General features: G+C 72.7%; 14 protein-coding genes. 10 read left to right on the forward strand and 4 right to left on the reverse strand.

Annotation, left to right across the window (positions count from 1 at the left end; translation table 11 throughout):
• The first annotated feature begins 50 nt into the window (after positions 1–50).
• Together ACFWA7_RS02505 and ACFWA7_RS02510 are read left to right on the forward strand one after the other, a co-directional pair.
• Complete coding sequence (locus ACFWA7_RS02505; protein WP_385535193.1) at positions 51–1,235, forward strand: ROK family protein; 1,185 nt, start codon at positions 51–53, stop codon at positions 1,233–1,235.
• 260 nt (positions 1,236–1,495) lie between these two features.
• Complete coding sequence (locus tag ACFWA7_RS02510; protein WP_385820410.1) at positions 1,496–4,189, forward strand: sugar-binding domain-containing protein; 2,694 nt, start codon at positions 1,496–1,498, stop codon at positions 4,187–4,189.
• Between the two features lie 25 nt (positions 4,190–4,214).
• Here the strand turns inward: ACFWA7_RS02510 and ACFWA7_RS02515 are convergent, their stop codons facing one another.
• The gene (locus ACFWA7_RS02515; RefSeq protein ID WP_385820411.1) at positions 4,215–5,252 is read right to left on the reverse strand and encodes a glycosyl hydrolase family 18 protein; all 1,038 of its coding nucleotides are present in this window, start codon (positions 5,250–5,252) and stop codon (positions 4,215–4,217) included.
• A gap of 102 nt (positions 5,253–5,354) precedes the next feature.
• The gene (locus ACFWA7_RS02520) at positions 5,355–6,179 is read right to left on the reverse strand and encodes a TIGR02452 family protein (RefSeq protein WP_385820412.1); all 825 of its coding nucleotides are present in this window, start codon (positions 6,177–6,179) and stop codon (positions 5,355–5,357) included.
• A 134-nt stretch (positions 6,180–6,313) separates the two neighbouring features.
• Here ACFWA7_RS02520 and egtA point away from each other — a divergent pair, with 134 nt between their 5' ends.
• Genes egtA through egtD form a run of 4 tightly spaced genes read left to right on the forward strand, consistent with a single transcriptional unit; the run spans position 6,314 to position 10,657 of the window.
• Complete coding sequence (gene egtA / locus ACFWA7_RS02525; RefSeq protein WP_385535202.1) at positions 6,314–7,567, forward strand: ergothioneine biosynthesis glutamate--cysteine ligase EgtA; 1,254 nt, start codon at positions 6,314–6,316, stop codon at positions 7,565–7,567.
• Positions 7,564–8,895 (forward strand): ergothioneine biosynthesis protein EgtB, encoded by a 1,332-nt coding sequence (gene egtB, locus ACFWA7_RS02530; RefSeq protein ID WP_385820413.1) that lies wholly within the window; start codon positions 7,564–7,566, stop codon positions 8,893–8,895. Before egtA ends, egtB begins: the two co-directional genes overlap by 4 nt.
• Positions 8,895–9,674, forward strand: a complete 780-nt coding sequence (egtC, locus tag ACFWA7_RS02535; RefSeq protein ID WP_385820414.1) for an ergothioneine biosynthesis protein EgtC — start codon at positions 8,895–8,897, stop codon at positions 9,672–9,674. The genes egtB and egtC overlap by 1 nt, the downstream gene beginning before the upstream one ends.
• On the forward strand, positions 9,647–10,657 hold the full coding sequence (gene egtD, locus ACFWA7_RS02540) for an L-histidine N(alpha)-methyltransferase (protein WP_385535207.1): 1,011 nt from the start codon (positions 9,647–9,649) through the stop codon (positions 10,655–10,657). Before egtC ends, egtD begins: the two co-directional genes overlap by 28 nt.
• Here egtD and ACFWA7_RS02545 read toward each other — a convergent pair.
• On the reverse strand, positions 10,635–11,888 hold the full coding sequence (locus ACFWA7_RS02545; RefSeq protein WP_385535232.1) for an extracellular solute-binding protein: 1,254 nt from the start codon (positions 11,886–11,888) through the stop codon (positions 10,635–10,637). The two genes, egtD and ACFWA7_RS02545, sit on opposite strands and share 23 nt — an antisense overlap.
• Positions 11,889–12,127: 239 nt before the next feature.
• Here ACFWA7_RS02545 and ACFWA7_RS02550 point away from each other — a divergent pair, with 239 nt between their 5' ends.
• Positions 12,128–12,349 carry a dodecin gene (locus ACFWA7_RS02550; protein WP_371655833.1) on the forward strand — a complete coding sequence of 74 codons (222 nt, stop codon included), beginning with the start codon at positions 12,128–12,130 and terminating at the stop codon, positions 12,347–12,349.
• A gap of 21 nt (positions 12,350–12,370) precedes the next feature.
• On the opposite strand, the gene ACFWA7_RS02555 is transcribed toward ACFWA7_RS02550, so the two are convergent.
• Entirely contained in the window at positions 12,371–12,859 is a 489-nt protein-coding gene (locus ACFWA7_RS02555) for a hypothetical protein (RefSeq protein WP_385535210.1), read from the reverse strand.
• 47 nt (positions 12,860–12,906) lie between these two features.
• On the opposite strand from ACFWA7_RS02555, the gene ACFWA7_RS02560 reads away from it, so the two are divergent.
• From ACFWA7_RS02560 to ACFWA7_RS02570, 3 genes are all read left to right on the forward strand, one after another.
• Positions 12,907–13,926 (forward strand): LLM class flavin-dependent oxidoreductase, encoded by a 1,020-nt coding sequence (locus ACFWA7_RS02560; RefSeq protein WP_385820415.1) that lies wholly within the window; start codon positions 12,907–12,909, stop codon positions 13,924–13,926.
• 9 nt (positions 13,927–13,935) lie between these two features.
• Positions 13,936–16,317: an ATP-binding cassette domain-containing protein gene (locus ACFWA7_RS02565; protein ID WP_385535214.1), complete on the forward strand. Its 2,382-nt coding sequence runs from the start codon at positions 13,936–13,938 to the stop codon at positions 16,315–16,317.
• A gap of 248 nt (positions 16,318–16,565) precedes the next feature.
• The gene (locus tag ACFWA7_RS02570; RefSeq protein WP_385535216.1) at positions 16,566–17,240 is read left to right on the forward strand and encodes a hypothetical protein; all 675 of its coding nucleotides are present in this window, start codon (positions 16,566–16,568) and stop codon (positions 17,238–17,240) included.
• Positions 17,241–17,353 lie beyond the last annotated feature (113 nt).

Below are 17,353 nucleotides of genomic sequence, written 5' to 3' on the forward strand. Positions count from 1 at the left end.
GTCAAGAGGTCGCCGGGAAACCGTCCGCAGCGATACGTGAGAATGATGCGATGACCAGCAGCGACGAGGGCGAACAGCCCTGGAACCCACAGCGCCAGCGCAGCAGCAACGAGCGGCTGCTGCTCGCCCGGCTGCGCGGCAACGGCCCCTCGTCGCGGGCCCAGCTCGCCCGCGAGACCGGCCTGTCCAAGCCCACGGTCTCCAGCGCGCTGGCCGCGCTCGCCGCCACCGGCCTGGTCCGTGAGGCGGGCACGCACACGCCCGAACGCGGCCGGTCCGCGGTGCTCTACGCCCCGGACCCGACCGCCGGATACGCGCTGGGCATCGACATCGGGCGGGCCTGGCTGCGGGTCGCGCTCGCGGATCTGGACGGTGCGGTGGTGGCCCGTTCGGAGGTCCGCAACCAGGCCCGCACCTCGGGCACCATGGCCGATCTGGTGGTCACCACGGCCCGTCAACTGGTCGCCGGATCCGGGGTGGACCCGGACAAGATCGCCCAGGCGGTGGTCGGCACACCCGGGGTGTACGACGCGGAGAAGCGGCGGGTGCGCTACGCCCAGCACCTGCCCGGCTGGGGCCGCCCGGGCCTCTTCGACCGGATGCGCGACGGGCTCGGAATGCCGCTGGCGGTGCACAACGACGCCAATCTGGCGGCGCTCGGCGAGTACACCTTCGGCGTCGGCGCGGGCAGCCGCCTCTTCGTGTACGTGATGATCGGCACCGGCCTCGGCATGGGCGTGGTCAGCGAGGGCCAGCTCTTCACCGGCGCGCACGGCGGCGCCGGCGAGATCGGCTTCCTGCCCTGGCCCGGGCGGCAGAAGCCGGACACCCTTGAGGACGCGGTCTCCGGCGACGCCGTGGTGGCGGCGGCGCGCTCGCACGGCATGGCCGGGCCCCTCACGGCGAAGGACGTCTTCGACGCCGCGCGGGCCGGAAATCCCGCCGCGGTCAAGGCGGTCGAACTGGAGGGCGAGCGCCTCGCCCACACCGTGGCGGCCGTCGCCGCGGTGCTCGACCCGGATCTGGTGGTGCTCGGCGGGGGTGTGGGTCACAGCGCGGATCTGCTGCTGCGGACCGTACGGGAGACCCTGCGGACCCTGACGCCGCTGCGCCCGAAGGTGGCGCCGAGTTCGCTCGGCGAGGACGCGGTGCTGCTCGGCGCGGTGGCGACGGCGCTGGGGACGGCGCGGGACGTGGCCTTCGAGCGGCGGACCCAGGCGCCCGGCGGCCGCTGAGACGACGCGGGCCTTGGCGGCCGGCGAGCGGACACGCGCCCGGCGGCGGCCGGCCGGGCGCACCCAGTCACCGGCGGCCACCGTCGAGCAGAGCCACTCACCCGGCGGTCGCCCCAGCGGAGACACACCCACCGGTCGTTGACATGAATCGCTCATGTCTCTACTTTCAGAGGCGCGTTAGTAAAGCTTCCTTACTTTCATTCCTCTTTCCCGACCAGTGCGAAGCGCGGACGTCCCGACCAGCCCCCTGGGAGACCACCGTGTTCCACCGCCATCCCGTCCTCCGAATCCGCCGGAAGACCGCCGTGGCCGCGGCCCTCGGCCTTGTCCTCGCCCTGGTCACCGGCGCCTCCCCGGCAACTCATGGCGCCCGCACGGCCGTTGGCCCGTCCACGACGGCGCTCCCCGCCTACGCCATCCAGTCCACCGCCAAGGTCACCGACTCCGCGGCGGCCGTCTCCAGCCCCGGCTATCCGGCGGCGGGCTGGTACGCGGCCGGGCCCCGCTCCACGGTCCTCGCGGCCCTGCTCGCGGCCGGCAAGTACGCCGACCCCTTCTACTCCACCAACCAGAAGAACATCCCCACCGCCGACTTCACCGTCCCCTGGTGGTACCGCTCGGACTTCACCGTCGCGGACACCTCCGCGCGTACGTACCTCGACTTCAGCGGGGTCGTCTCGGCCGCCGATGTGTTCGTCAACGGGCGGCAGGTCGCCGACAAGAGCGCGGTCGTCGGGGCGTACACCCGCCATGAGCTGGACATCACCTCGGCGGTGAGGTCCGGCACCAACACCGTCGCGTTCCGCGTCCAGCCCAACGACCCCAGGAAGAACCTCACCATGGGGTGGATCGACTGGCTGCAACCGCCGCCCGACGAGAACATGGGCATCGTCCGGGACGTGCTGGTGCGGCGCGGCGGTCCGGTCGCGCTGCGGGACGCGCACGTCGTCACCGCCCTCGCCGTGCCGTCGCTGGCGACCGCCGACCTGACGGTGAAGGCGCGGGCACGCAACGACTCGGCGAGCACGGTCACCACGACCGTCTCCGGCACGATCGGCACGGCCTCCTTCAGCCAGGACGTCACGCTTGCCGCGCACGAGACGAAGACGGTCACCTTCACCCCTGCCACCCATCCCCAGCTCCATCTGGCCTCGCCGCGCGTGTGGTGGCCGGCCGGGATGGGCGAGCAGGCGCTGTACGGGCTCGACCTGACCGCGTCGGTCTCCGGCACCGCGTCCGACACCGTGCACGAGTCGTTCGGCATCCGCGACGTGAAGGCACCGCTCAACGCGGACGGCGCCCGCCAGTACTCCGTCAACGGCCGTCCGCTACTGATCAAGGGCGGCGGCTGGTCGCCGGACGAGTATCTGCGCTGGGACCGCACCTATGCGGAGGACCGGCTCAAGTACGCGCTCGATCTGGGCCTCAACACCATCCGGCTCGAAGGGCACATCGAGCCGGACGAGTTCTTCGACCTCGCGGACCGCCACGGCATCCTCACGCTCCCCGGCTGGGAGTGCTGCGACAAATGGGAGGGCCAGGTCAACGGGAGCGAGCCGGGCGACAAGTGGACCGCGGCGGACTACCCGGTCGCGAAGGCGTCGATGGCCGCCGAGGCGGCCCGGCTGCGCGACCACCCCAGTGTGATCTCGTTCCTGATCGGCAGCGACTTCGCCCCGGACAAGACGATCGAGAAGAACTACGTGGACGCGCTGCGGGCGGCCGACTGGCAGACCCCGATCGTGGCCGCCGCGTCCGACAAGTCCTCGCCGATCACCGGCAGTTCGGGTATGAAGATGACCGGCCCGTACGACTGGGTGCCGCCCAACTACTGGTACAACAAGCAGGAGGGCGGGGCCACCGGCTTCAACTCCGAGACCAGCGCGGGCCCCGACATCCCCACCCTGGACACCCTGCGCCGGATGATGTCACCAACCGAGCTGGACACGCTCTGGAAGAGCCCCTCGGCCAAGCAGTACCACCGCTCCCCCTCCTCGACCTTCGCCACCCTCGCCCTGTACGACGCGGCCCTGGCCGGACGCTACGGCGCCCCGGCCGGTCTGGACGACTATGTGCGCAAGGCGCAGCTCGCCCAGTACGAGAACGTGCGCGCCCAGTACGAGGCGTACGCCCGCAACGCCAAGGACGCCTCGAAGCCCGCGACCGGGGTCGTCTACTGGATGTTCAACAGCGGCTGGACCTCTCTGCACTGGCAGTTGACGGACCGCTGTCTGGACCAGGGCGGCGCGTACTTCGGCGCGAAGAAGGCGAACGAGCCGCTGCACATCCAGTACTCGTACGACGACCGGTCGGTCGCCGTGGTGAACGGCAGGCACACGCCCGTGTCCGGTCTCACGGCCCGGGTGACGCTGTTCAACACCGACGGGACGCAGAAGTACGACAGGACGGCGACGGGTGTGGGGGTGGGCGGCGACGGGGCGCGGACGACCGTGCTCACCGTCCCGGCGAGCGTGAGCGGCCTCTCCACGGCCCATCTCGCCCGGCTGCTGCTCACCGACTCCACCGGCAAGGAGGTCAGCCGCAATGTGTACTGGCTCTCCACCAAGGCGGACGTCCTCGACTACGCGCACACCGACTGGTACTACACCCCCACCACCGCCTACGCCGATCTCAAGGGCCTGAGCGCGATGGCGAAGGCGACGGTGACCGCCGGCGCGACGACGGCCACGGGCGGCGACGGCGCCTCGACCACGACCGTCACGCTCACCAACACGGGCACGGGCAGGACCCCCGCGCTGCTCACCGACGTCCACCTCGTGGACGCCAAGGGCGCCCCGGTCCTGCCCGTCCAGTGGTCCGACAACCAGGTCACCCTCTGGCCCGGCGAGACGACGACGCTGACCGCCACCTACCGGACCGCCGACCTGCACGGGTCCGCGCCTCGGCTGACGGTCTCGGGCTGGAACACCCCGACCGCCACGGTCCACGGCTGAACCGGGCCCGTGGCCGGTCCGGCGGTCAGGTTCTCGCCAGCACCGGCCACACCGCGGGGTCCTCGAAGTCGAGGGCCCAGAGGGAGGTGTGGTGGATGCCGTAGCGGGCCAGGACCGGCAGATCGGCCTCGATGCCGCGCGCGTCCTGGTACCAGACCTCGCGGGCCGTGTCCCCGTCCTGGTAGCTGAAGTGCGGCGTCTGCGACACGGGGTCGAGCTGGTACGGCGCGCCCTGGGCCACCCGCAGGGCCTCCGCCTCCCGCATGGTGACGTGCCGGGCGCGGCCACCGCCGCCCGCGGGCCAGTCCCAGCCGTACGCGGGCAGGGCCATCTCGATGCGGGCGGGCGGGATCAGCGCGGTGGCCCGGCGCAGGATCTCCTCGTACCAGTCGGCCCCGGCGAGCGGGCCCGGGTCCCCGCCCGACCAGTGCCGGTCGTACGCCATGATCCGCACCCGGTCGGCGGCCCGGCCGATCGTCGCGTAGTCCCAGACGCGCCCGGTGGTCGCGGTCTGCGGCGAGACGGTGCTGACGCAGCTCTTGGCCAGGGCGTGCAGGCGCCCGCAGAGCTCGGTGATGAACGTGGCGTAGTCCGCCCGTACCGCGGGGTAGCCGGCGTCACCGGTCGGGGCGATCGACTCGTAGTCGATGTCCAGGCCGTCGTAGGAACGGCTGCCCGCCACTGTGAGCAGGGCCGTGATGTGGGCGGCGCGGCGGGCCGGGTCGGCGAGGATCGCGGCGAGGACGCCGGGCTTCATCGTCTCCATGACGGTCGGCACCACGGCGATCCCGGCCGCGTGCAGCCCGTCGACGACGCGCTGGGCGCCCGCGCCCGGGTGGCCGTCGATACGCTCGGCGCTGATCGCCTGGTACCAGAACGGGCTGACGGTGTGCAGCTGGTCCGCGTGGCGCAGGGCGTCCTGGTAGGCGCCCTCCTGGTCCCAGTACGGCAGCCAGCCGGAGACGGTGCGGGGCGGCGCGGGTTCCGCGGCGGACACCGGCGGGGGCGCGGCGAGGACGGCGACGAGGGCGGCGAGCAGCGCCGTGAAGGCTCGGATGATCATGCCCCTGAGCCTGGCCGCCGCCCGCCCTCCGGGCCCGGCTCGCTGCGCCGTCCGGCGCAACCGCGGGGGGCGACACTCACCCCACGGCGGGCCTGACGCCCGTCACGCCTGCGCGAACACCGTCTCGAAGGCCCGCAGCGTCGCCCGGTCCGCCGTGCGGTCCAGGACCGCGAAGACGACCTCGTCGACGTGGCGCGCGAAGCGGCCCCCGCCCGTGAGGTGGGCGTGGAAGGCGCCCGCCACGCGCGCCGGGTCGTTGCGGAACACGCCGCAGCCCCAGGCGCCGAGCACCAGGCGCCGGTAGCCGCAGGAGGCCGCCGTCTCCAGAACGCGCTCGGCGCGGGATGCGAGGGCCTGTGGGATGCGGTCCACCGCCTCCGGGGTGCGCCGGCGGATCACTCCCGCGTTGGGCGCGGGCGAGGTCAGGAAGCCCACCCGGAACGGCTCGTCGAGCAGCCGCCCCCGGTCGTCCCGGAAGACCGGCACACCCGGCGAGTGGATCACCCGGTCGGTGTAGAAGACATCGCGGTCGGCGCGGTGGTGCTCGTAGAATCCGGGCGCCCGCAGCAGTGTCGGGTAGAGCGCGGAGGAGCGGCAGAGCGCTTCCTCCTGGGCCTGTGCGCCGTTCAGGAAGCCGCCGCCGGGGTTGCGGGCGGAGGCGAAGTTCAGCACGGCCACCTCGCCAGGGCCCTCGCCCACCAGGCGCCGGGCCGCCTCCAGGCTGCTCTCGCCGGTCACCGCGCATACGCTGGAACGGTCGGAGTCCGGCGTCACCGGCACCGGGCCGGGGCCGAAGAGCCGGGTTCCCTCGACGGCCGCCGCCAGCCAGGCGGCGATCGAGACCGTGGTCCCGCCGGGCGTCTCGTACGCACCGGCTTCGGTGATCTCCACGCTGTGGCGCGCGAGGTCGCGCAGTCGTGCACTCATATCTAGCATCGTTGACGCCAGGACAACACTCCCGCAACATACTTTCCGTCCGGATGGGCACTCTTGTGCGAGATAACGGCAGTGGCTTAGGTGGGACAGTGCACCGAAAACAGCCCCGAGTTGGGGAAGCGACCATGCTGACCAAACAGTTCACAGAAACGGAAGCAGACGATCTGCTTCGGTGCATCTGCTTCAAGAACGGCCCACCTCGCGCCGTCGGTGTCGAAGTGGAGTGGCTCGTCCATGATCTGCACGACCCGCACCTCCCCGTTCAGCACCACCGACTCGCCGCCGCCTACGCCTCGTTGAGGGAACTCCCCCTGCGGTCGGCACTCACCGTCGAACCCGGCGGCCAGCTGGAGCTCAGCTCGCTTCCCGCCGCTTCCCTCATGGAGTGCATCGACTCCGTGGCGGCCGATCTGACGGCCGTCCGGGCCGCTCTTCGTGCCAGGGACCTCACTCTCACCGGGCTCGGCCAGGATCCGTGGCAGCCGCCGCGCCGCTTTCTGCACGACCCCCGGTACGACGCCATGGAAGCCCACTTCGACCGGTCGGGCCCGGCCGGGCGGGCCATGATGTGCGCCTCGGCCTCCGTCCAGGTCTGCCTCGACGCCGGATACGAGGAGCCGGGCCCGCTCGGCTTCGGGCGCCGCTGGCGGCTGGCCCACCTCCTCGGCGCGGTCCTGGTGGCCGCGTTCGCCAACTCTCCCTGGCAGGAGGGCAGACGCACCGGCTGGCGCTCCTCCCGGCAGGCGGTGTGGACCGCGATCGACCCCGTACGGTCGCTGGCGCCCCCGCTCGACGCCGAGCCCCGGGCGGCCTGGGCCGCGCACGTGCTGGACACGCCGGTGATGTGCGTCCGGTCCGACGACGGCCCCTGGGACGCGCCGGAGGGGCTCACCTTCCGCGAGTGGCTGCGTACGGGCGAGCCGCGCCGGGCCACCCGCAAGGACCTCGAATACCACCTGACCACCCTGTTCCCGCCGGTGCGGCCGCGCGGGCACCTGGAACTGCGCATGATCGACGCGCAGCCGGGCGAGGACGGCTGGATCGTCCCGCTCGCGGTGACCACCGCGCTCTTCGACGACCAGGAGGCGGCCGAGACCGCCTACCGGACCGTCAAATCCCTTGCGGAGAGGGCCGGATCGCAGCCCGCGCCGCGCAACCCGCTCTGGGTCGACGCGGCCCGCTCCGGGCTCACCGACCCCGAACTGCGGGAGGCGGCCGAGCTCTGCTTCGCGGCCGCGCTGGAGGCACTGCCCCGGCTCGGCGCCACCACCGAGGTCCGTCAGGCGGTCGCCGCCTTCACGGACCGCCATGTCGCACGGGGCCTCTCCCCCGCGGACACCTCGTTCGCGCCCGCCCCCGGGAAGGACACCTCCTCATGACCGGCCCCGAAACGACCGGAGCGGCCCCCACCGACCCGGAGGCGCTGCGCCGGCGCGCCCTGACGGCGCTCACCGCCGCGCGGGCGCGCACCGCCACGCTCACCTCCTGCGTCGACGACCACGACCTCACGGCCCAGCACTCGCCCCTGATGTCGCCGCTGGTCTGGGACCTCGCGCACATCGGCAACCAGGAGGAGCAGTGGCTGCTGCGGGCGGTCGCCGGGCGGGACGCGATGCGCCCGGAGATCGACTCGCTGTACGACGCCTTCGAGCACCCCCGCGCCAGCCGGACCTCGCTGCCGCTGCTCTCCCCCGCCGAGGCGCGCCGGTACGCCGCCGAGGTGCGCGGCCGGGCCCTCGACGTCCTGGAGAGCGCCCCGCTGGAGGGCGGCCCCCGCCTCGTCGACGCGGGCTTCGCCTTCGGGATGATCGCCCAGCACGAACAGCAGCACGACGAGACGATGCTGATCACCCATCAGCTCCGCAAGGGCCCGGCGGCACTCGCCGCCCCCGAGCCGCCGCCGGGCTCCACCACGGCCCTGCCCGCCGAAGTCCTGATCCCCGGCGGCCCGTTCACCATGGGGACCACGGCCGAGCCGTGGGCCCTGGACAACGAGCGCCCGGCCCACCACCGCATCGTCCCGGCCTTCCACCTCGACACCACCCCGGTGACCTGCGGCATGTATCTGCGGTTCATCGAGGACGGCGGCTACACCGACGAGCGCTGGTGGGAGCCCAAGGGCTGGGCCATGGTCCGGCAACACGAGCTGACGGCACCGCTGTTCTGGCGCCGGGAGGGCGGCGAGTGGCTGCGCCGCCGGTTCGGGGTGACCGAGCCCGTACCGCGGGACGAGCCGGTGCTCCATGTGAGCTGGTACGAGGCGGACGCGTACGCCCGCTGGGCCGGGCGACGCCTGCCCACCGAGGAGGAGTGGGAGAAGGCGGCCCGGCACGACCCGGCCACCGGCCGCTCCCGGCGCTACCCGTGGGGCGACGCCGATCCCACCTCCGAGCACGCCAACCTGGGCCAGCGCCATCTGCGCCCGGCCTCCGCCGGGGCCTATCCGGCGGGCGAGTCCCCGCTGGGTGTACGGCAGTTGATCGGTGACGTGTGGGAGTGGACGTCCAGCGACTTCATGCCCTACCCGGGCTTCGTGGCGTTCCCCTACCGCGAGTACTCGGAAGTGTTCTTCGGACCCGACCACAAGGTGCTGCGGGGCGGTTCGTTCGCCGTGGACCAGGTGGCCTGCCGGGGCACCTTCCGCAACTGGGACCTTCCGGTGCGGCGGCAGATCTTCGCCGGTTTCCGGACCGCGAGGGATGCCTGATGTGCCGCCATATCGCTTTCCTGGGCGAGCCCTCGGCGCTCGGCGAGCTCCTGGTGAGCCCGCCGCACGCGCTGTACCGGCAGTCCTGGGCGCCGCGCCACCAGCGCTACGGGACGGTCAACGCCGACGGCTTCGGGGTCGGCTGGTACGCGGAGGGCGACCCGGTGCCGGGCCGCTACCGCCGCCCGGGGCCGGTCTGGGCCGACCCGTCGTTCGCGGACCTGGCCCGGGTGGTGCGTACCGGCGCGCTGCTCGCGGCGGTACGGGACGCCACCGAGCCGGGCGCGGACGACGAGGCGGCCGCCGCCCCCTATGCCGCCGGGCGCTGGCTGTTCAGCCACAACGGGGCGGTCAGGGGCTGGCCGGGCTCGCTCGCGCCGCTCGCTGCCGCCCTGCCCGCGGAGGAACTGCTGCGGCTGGAGGCGCGCTGTGACTCCGCGCTGGTGTGGGCCCTGCTGCTGCACCGGCTGCGGGCGGGCGACGAGATGGGCCGGGCGCTCGCCGAGACGGTGACCGAGGTCGCCGGGGCGGCCCCCGGCTCGCGGCTGAACCTGCTGCTCACGGACGGCGACACGATCGCCGCCACGGCCTGGGGCGACACCCTGTGGTACCTGGCCCGGCCGGGCGAACGCACGGTCGTCGCCTCGGAGCCCTACGACGACGATCCGCACTGGCACGAGGTCCCCGACCGCACCCTGCTGTCCGCGACCCGTACCGACCTTGTACTGACCCCCCTCAAGGAGCCTTCCTCGTGCACGAGTCCCACCCGTTCCAGCTGACCCGCGCCCTGCCCGAGGACGCCACCGGGGCCGCGTTGCGCGCCGATGTGCTGCACGGGCTGACGGGTACGCCCAAGACCCTGCCGCCCAAGTGGTTCTACGACGCCCGGGGCAGCGAGCTGTTCGAGGAGATCACCCGGCTCGACGACTACTACCCGACGCGCGCCGAGCGGGAGATCCTCACCCGGCGCGCCGCCGAGATCGCGGCCGCCTCCGGGGCCCGCACCCTGGTCGAGCTGGGCTCGGGCTCCTCGGAGAAGACCCGGCTGCTGCTCGACGCGCTGCCGGACCCGCTCACGTACATTCCGGTGGACGTCAGCGAGAGCGCCCTGACCGGGGCGGCCGAGGCGCTGATCGAGGAGCGGCCGAAGCTCGACGTGCACGCGTTGATCGCCGACTTCACCCGGCCGCTCGACCTGCCCGCCGCCCCGGGGCCGCGCCTGGTGGTGTTCCTCGGCGGCACGGTCGGCAATCTGCTGCCCGCCGAGCGCGCGGAGTTCCTGGCGTCGGTCGCCGCGGTGATGGAGCCGGGCGACAGCTTCCTGCTCGGCACCGACCTGGTGAAGGAGGAGTCGGTCCTGGTGCGGGCGTACGACGACGCGCGGGGGGTGACGGCCGAGTTCAACAAGAACGTCCTCGCCGTCATCGACCGCGAGCTCGGCGCGGACTTCGACCTCGACGACTTCTCGCACGTGGCGCGCTGGAACGCCCGCGACGAGTGGATCGAGATGCGGCTGCGGGCCCGCGCCGACCTCACCGTGAAGATCCCCGAGCTGGATCTCGTCGTCCGCTTCGAGGAGGGCGAGGAGCTGCGGACCGAGATCTCGGCAAAGTTCCGCCGTGAGGGCGTGCGGGCCGAGCTGGCGGCTGCCGGGCTGACGGCCACCCACTGGTGGACCGACGCCGACGGCCGGTTCGCGCTGTCGCTGGCGACCGTGGGCGGGGCCGCGGCCGACCCGGTCAGGGGAACAGCAGCGAGCTGATCCGCGAGGAGGCCGTCCTGGCCGCCGTCCTCGGGTCGGCTCCCGTGAGCACGGCGGTCATGTACGGCTTGATCGGGTTGTCGGCCTCGACGGCGGCCCACTGGGGCGAGTTGGGCGTGGCCCTGCCCCGGGCCGCGCCCTGCGCCATCGCGGCCGTGCCCGCCTGGTCCTCCACGGCGGCCGCGAGCGCGGGCTTGTTCGGTACGTAGCTCATGGCGGCGGCGAGGTCCTGCTGCCACTTCTCCCCGGCCAGCGCCTTGACCACCTTCACGGCCTCGGTGTGGTGCGCGGACCGCTTGGGCACGATGAGGTCCGAGCCGCCGGTGAAGACCGCGCCCGGCTGGGCCGCGGTCCTGCCGGGGATGGGGAAGTAGCCGAGCTTGTCGGCGAGGGCGGGGTTGGCCTTCTGGATGGCCTTGGCGGTGCCCGGGACGGCGATGATCTGGGCGACCCTGCCCTTGGCGAAGACCTCGGCCTGCGGGGGCGTGGCCTCGTCGGCGTTCTTGGGGCCGTCGCCGAGCGCCTGGAGGCGGCGGTAGAAGTCCATGCCGCGCAGCGCGGCGGGCGTGGCGAGGGTGCCGGTCCACTCCCCGGCGCTCTCCTGGGCGAGCTCGCCGCCCTCGTCCCAGACGAACCCGGCGAGGGTGTACCAGTCCTGTCCGGCGAGGTAGATGCCCTGGGTGGCGCCGGTGTTCAGCTTGTCCGTGTCGCTCAGCCACTCGGCGCGGGTCTTCGGGGCCTTGCTGATGCCCGCCGCGTCGAACAGGTCCTTGTTGTAGATGACGACGCGGTTCGCCGCGTACCAGGGAATGCCGTACTGGACTCCGTCGACCTTGCCGGGTTCGGCGAGGCCCGGCAGCCAGTCCTTGCTGCCCCAGTCGCGCAGCGACTCCAGGGTGAGGTCGAGCAGCCCGCCGCTCGCCGCGTACTGGGAGACCTGGGTGTTGCCGACCTCGACGACGTCGGGCACCTCGCCCGTCTTGAGGGCGGTGGTCACCTTCTGGCCGATGCCGGTCCACTCCTGGATCCGTACGTGCAGCTTGACCGAGCGGTGTTCCTTCTCGAACTCGTCGGTGAACCGCTCGATGAATTCATCGGAGGCGCTGTCCTTCATCAGCCACACGGTGACGGTGGTGGTGGAGTCCCCGCCCACCCCCGGCAGCGCGCCGCAGCCGCCGAGTGCGAGGGCCGTGGCGAGCACGACGGGGGCATGGAGGAAGCGGTTCTTCACGGCGGTCACCTTCTGCGTCATGGCACGGGCAGTCATGACCCGACGTGGGGAAAGCGCAGACGGCTCTTCCGGGGGAGAGCGCGGTCGGCTGGTTCGGGTGCGGCCGATTTTGGTCTGTACCAATGGGCCGGTCAACCCTTGTTACGGAACCGAGGCCGCACCCGGGCCCCGCCGACGCCTCGCGAAGCGGCGCGAGGTGGGGCACGGTGGAGGGACGCGACGAAGAGGAGTGCACCTCCATGTCCAACCACACGTACCGCGTCACCGAGATCGTCGGCACCTCCCCCGAGGGCGTCGACCAGGCCATTCGCAACGGCGTCGCCCGCGCGTCGCAGACCTTGAGGAATCTCGACTGGTTCGAGGTCACTCAAGTACGCGGCCAGATCGCCGACGGGCAGATCGAGCACTACCAGGTCGGCTTGAAGGTCGGTTTCCGGCTGGACGACGACCAGGAGGTGTGAGGGCCGGGAGGCCCCGCCCGCTCAGGTCCGCCCCTCCCGCTCCTGCGCGTCCTTCAGCGCCTCGGACGGGGCGGCCCACCGGGCCCGTACGACCCGGAAGCCGGCCCGTTCGGCGGCGTCGCACACCAGCTCGTCGTCGTCCACCAGCATCCGCACCTCACGGCCGGCGCCGAGCCGGCGCAGGAGCTCCAGCTTGGTCGTCCGGGCGGGCCTGCGGTCGGCGTTGGGCCGCATGTGGACCGTCCCGTCGGGCAGGCCCTGCGCGGCCAGCCACGCCCGGGTGTCCCTTCGGCAGCGCTCCGGCCGCCCGGTGAGGTAGACGACCTCGCACTCCTCGGCGGCCGCCAGGCACAGCGCGATCCCCTCCGCCAGCGGCGGATCGGCCGGAGCCGCGGCGAAGAAGGCCGCCCAGTCCCGCTTAGCGCCCTCCAGGAAGTGCTGCCGGTGGCCGCTGTCCGCAAGCGTGCCGTCCAGGTCGAATACGGCCAGTGGCCTGCTGTTCTCCGTCATGCGCCCACCCTAGGGAATCCTGGCGCGGCACAGACGTTGAAGGGTGTGTGAGCTCAGTGATCGCGTCGACGCGCTTCTCCGTCCTTGACCGCTCCCGCATCCGCGCGGGGCACGACGGCCCGCAGGCGCTGCGGGACACCGTGGCCTTCGCGCAGGAGGCCGAGCGGCTCGGCTACCACCGCTTCTGGGTCTCGGAGCACCACAGCGTGCCGGGTGTCGCGGGCTCCGCGCCGACCGTGCTCGCCGCGGCCGTAGCCGCCGCCACCTCCACGATCCGGGTCGGCACGGGCGGTGTGATGCTCCCCAACCACCAACCGCTGGTGGTGGCCGAGCAGTTCGGGGTCCTTGAGTCCCTCTTCCCCGGCCGCGTCGACATGGGCCTGGGGCGGTCGGTCGGGTTCACGGACGGCATCCGCAAGGCGCTCGGCCGCGACAAGAAGGACGCCGACGACTTCGCGGGCCGGCTGACCGAACTCCTCGGCTACTTCGACGGTACGCAGACGGCCCACCCCCAGGTGCACGCCCGCCCGGCCGAGGGGCTCCGGGTTCCCGCGTTCGTCCTCGCCACCGGACAGGGCGCGCAGCTCGCCGCCAGTGCCGGTCTCGCCCTGGTCATCGCCGATGTGCGCGGCGAGGACGCCATGCTGCGCGCCATCGACGACTACCGCGACACGTTCCGCCCGTCCGCGTGGAACGACCGCCCGTACGTGGTGGTCTCCGGCACGGTCGCCGTGGCCGGCACCACCGAGGAGGCCCGCCGCATCCTGCTGCCCGAGGCCTGGTCGACGGCGCACTCGCGCACCCGGGGCGAGTTCCCGCCGCTCTCCCCCGCCGAGGAGATCCTGGCGCTGCGGATGACCGACCGCGAACGCGCGCTCTTCGAGGAGGCCCGGCGCGGCCAGATCCACGGCACCGAGGACGAGGTCGCCGACGCCCTGGAGAAGCTGCTCTCGCGCAGCGCGGCCGACGAGTTCCTGGTCACGACCAGTACGTACGACCGGGGCGCGATGCTGGACTCCTACCGGCGGCTCGCCCGGCTCGCGGGCACGGCCGGCCGCGCCGCCTAGAATTCCGGTATGCAAAGCCCCACCGGACGGACCGAAGCAGACCGCCCCCATGACCCGTACGTACGGGTACGGGGCGCGCGCGAGCACAATCTGCGCGGGGTCGACGTGGACATCCCCCGGGACGCGCTGGCGGTCTTCACCGGGGTCTCCGGTTCGGGGAAGTCCTCGCTCGCCTTCGGGACGATCTACGCGGAGGCCCAGCGGCGCTACTTCGAGTCGGTGGCTCCGTACGCCCGGCGGCTGATCCACCAGGTGGGCGCGCCGAAGGTCGCGGAGATCTCGGGGCTGCCGCCCGCCGTCTCGCTGGAGCAGCGGCGCTCGTCCCCGACCTCGCGCTCCTCGGTCGGCACGGTCACCACGCTCTCCAACTCGCTGCGGATGCTGTTCTCCCGCGCGGGCACCTACCCGGCCGGCGCCGCGCGCCTGGACTCGGACTCCTTCTCGCCCAACACGGCCGTCGGCGCCTGCCCCGAGTGCCACGGTCTGGGCCGCGTCCACCGCACCAGCGAGGAGCTCCTCGTCCCCGACCCGTCGCTGTCCATCCGCGACGGCGCCATCGCGGCCTGGCCGGGCGCCTGGCAGGGCAAGAACCTGCGCGACGTCCTCGACACGCTGGGGTACGCCGTCGACCGGCCCTGGCGCGAGCTCGACCCGGCGGACCGCGAGTGGATCCTGTTCACGGACGAGCAGCCGGTGGTCACCGTGCACCCGGTGCGCGAGGCGAACCGTATCCAACGCCCGTACCAGGGCACGTACATGAGCGCCCACCGCTATGTGATGAAGACGTTCGCCGAGAGCAAGAGTCCGACGCTGCGGACGAAGGCCGAGCGGTTCCTCACCGCAGCCGACTGCCCGGTCTGCGGCGGCAGCCGGCTGCGGCCGCAGGCCCTGGCGGTCACCTTCGCGGGCAGCACCATCGCGGAACTGGCCGCCCTCCCACTCAACTCCCTTGCGGGTGTGCTTCGTTCAGCCGACGGCGGGCCCACGGCCGAGGTCCTGACGGCCGATCTGCTGAGCCGGATCGACCCCGTCACCGAGCTCGGCCTCGGCTATCTCAGCCTGGACCGGACCGCACCCACCCTCTCCGCCGGGGAGCTCCAGCGGCTGCGGCTCGCGACCCAGCTGCGGTCGGGGCTCTTCGGCGTGGTGTACGTCCTGGACGAGCCGTCGGCGGGGCTGCACCCGGCCGACACGGAGGCCCTGCTCACGGTCCTCGACCGGCTGAAGGCGGCCGGGAACTCGGTGTTCGTCGTCGAGCACCACCTCGATGTGATGCGGCACGCCGACTGGCTGGTGGACGTGGGCCCGCTCGCCGGGGTGCACGGCGGTCAGGTGCTGCACAGCGGCCCGCCGCACGCACTGGCCGAAGTGGCCGAGTCGCAGACCCGCCGCTTCCTCTTCGACGCGGCGCCCGCGCCCGTACGCGAGGTGCGCGAGCCCTCCGGATGGCTGAACGTCGGCCCGGTGACCCGGCACAATCTGCGCGGCCTGACGGCCGAGCTGCCGCTGGGCGTCTTCACGGCGGTGACCGGCGTCTCGGGCTCCGGGAAGTCCACGCTGGTGGGCGAGGTCACCGAGGAACTCCCGGGTGTGGAGCGGCTGGTGACGGTCGATCAGAAGCCGATCGGCCGCACGCCCCGGTCCAACCTCGCCACGTACACCGGCCTCTTCGACGTCGTACGCAAGCTCTTCACCGCCACCGAGGAGGCGAGGGCGCGCGGCTACAAGGCGGGCCGGTTCTCCTTCAACGTCCCGGGCGGGCGCTGCGAGACCTGCCAGGGCGAGGGGTTCGTCTCGGTGGAGCTGCTGTTCCTGCCGAGTACGTACGCGCCCTGCCCGGACTGCCACGGCGCCCGGTACAACCCGGAGACGCTGGAGGTCACCCACCGGGGCCGCACCATCGCCGAGGTGCTCGACCTCACGGTGGAGGCGGCGGCCGAGTTCTTCGCCGACACCCCGGCCGCCGCCCGCAGTCTGACCGCGCTGCTCGACGTGGGCCTGGGCTATCTGCGCCTGGGCCAGCCCGCCACCGAGCTCTCCGGCGGCGAGGCCCAGCGCATCAAGCTGGCTGCCGAGCTCCAGAGGGCACGGCGCGACCACACCCTGTACCTCCTGGACGAGCCCACGACCGGGCTGCACCCGGCCGATGTCGAGGTGCTGCTGCGCCAGTTGCACGGCCTGGTCGACGCGGGCCACTCGGTAGTGGTCGTCGAGCACGACATGAGCGTGGTGGCGGGCGCCGACTGGGTGGTAGACCTCGGGCCGGGCGGCGGCGACGAGGGCGGCAGGGTCGTGGCGGCGGGTCCGCCGCGCGAGGTCGCGTCGGCGGGGGCCGGGCGCACGGCCCCGTATCTGGCGAAGGCGCTGAGCGCTCCGCTGGAAGTGCGGTGATTCGACCGCGGGCCGTCCGTGGCTGGTCGCACGGTTCCCCGCCCCCCTTACAGGGCGCGGTACCGCACCGGACGATCAGTAGCAGAAGCTCACCGACCAGCAAGCTGATGGTCCGTCAATTCATGGCGAATCCGCGGCTGTTCGGTCCGAAAAAGCGGACTTACTCTCAAGTTCACCAGGGTTCGACTTCACCTGAGTTCCTCCTCGCACCCCCACCCCATCGAAATCGTTCGACCGAGGAGCCCCCCATGGCAACCCGCAGATTCCGTGTGCCCGCCGCCCTCATGGCCGCCGCGGCCGCTCTCACCTTCGGCGCCGCCAACGCCGCCGACGCCCTCGTGGCCGGTTCCACCACGGTGACCCCGGCCGGCCACTCCTTCGCCGCCAAGCTCAACGGCAAGGCCACCTTCACCGCCGGTTCCACCACCATGACCTGTACGGTCTCGGCGTCGGTCCCCAGTGGCACGAGCACCAACCAGGTCCCGGCCGCCCCCGGCAACCACAACGCCGCCGGACCCGTCTCCGCCGCCATCAACCCGCCTTCCTTCAGCGGCTGCACCACCAGCATCTTCGGCGTCGGCGTGACCGTCACCAGCAACGCGACGAACGGCCAGTGGAGCATCTCCGCCCAGTACGGCTCGCCGGTTTCAGCCGGGCTCACCATGCCGAAGGGCGGGGTCGTCATCAAGACGAGCGGCCTCGCCAACTGCACGCTCACCGCGTCGCCCGGCGGCCCCAGCACTGTCGCGGGCACCTGGACCAACGGCTCACCGTCCAGACTCGCCATCGCCAACGCGCCCGTGGCGGCCACCGGAACGGGCGGCTTCCTCTGCCCCACGGGCAACCAGACGGCCACCTTCTCGGCCACCTACGACGTCACCGACACCACCGACCCGGCCCAGCAGATCACCGTCACCGGCTGAGCCGTACGCCAAGGGGCGTGGCCCCGGCCCCCCGCCCCCGGCGCCCCCCCCCACACCGGGGGGCCCCCCCGGGCGGGCCGGCACCCCCTACACGGGGCCCCCGGGTGGTATTA

This window comes from Streptomyces sp. NPDC059994 (assembly GCF_042737755.1).
GTDB lineage: Bacteria > Actinomycetota > Actinomycetes > Streptomycetales > Streptomycetaceae > Streptomyces.

Excerpts from the sequence above, each read along its gene's own strand:
- egtA (WP_385535202.1), top strand. The coding sequence starts at position 6,314 with ATGCTGACCAAACAGTTCACAGAAACGGAAGCAGACGATCTGCTTCGG.
- ACFWA7_RS02565 (WP_385535214.1), top strand. The coding sequence starts at position 13,936 with ATGCAAAGCCCCACCGGACGGACCGAAGCAGACCGCCCCCATGACCCG.
- ACFWA7_RS02520 (WP_385820412.1), bottom strand. The coding sequence starts at position 6,179 with ATGAGTGCACGACTGCGCGACCTCGCGCGCCACAGCGTGGAGATCACC.
- egtC (WP_385820414.1), top strand. The coding sequence starts at position 8,895 with ATGTGCCGCCATATCGCTTTCCTGGGCGAGCCCTCGGCGCTCGGCGAG.
- ACFWA7_RS02555 (WP_385535210.1), bottom strand. The coding sequence starts at position 12,859 with ATGACGGAGAACAGCAGGCCACTGGCCGTATTCGACCTGGACGGCACG.
- egtB (WP_385820413.1), top strand. The coding sequence starts at position 7,564 with ATGACCGGCCCCGAAACGACCGGAGCGGCCCCCACCGACCCGGAGGCG.
- ACFWA7_RS02515 (WP_385820411.1), bottom strand. The coding sequence starts at position 5,252 with ATGATCATCCGAGCCTTCACGGCGCTGCTCGCCGCCCTCGTCGCCGTC.
- ACFWA7_RS02570 (WP_385535216.1), top strand. The coding sequence starts at position 16,566 with ATGGCAACCCGCAGATTCCGTGTGCCCGCCGCCCTCATGGCCGCCGCG.
- ACFWA7_RS02550 (WP_371655833.1), top strand. The coding sequence starts at position 12,128 with ATGTCCAACCACACGTACCGCGTCACCGAGATCGTCGGCACCTCCCCC.
- ACFWA7_RS02505 (WP_385535193.1), top strand. The coding sequence starts at position 51 with ATGACCAGCAGCGACGAGGGCGAACAGCCCTGGAACCCACAGCGCCAG.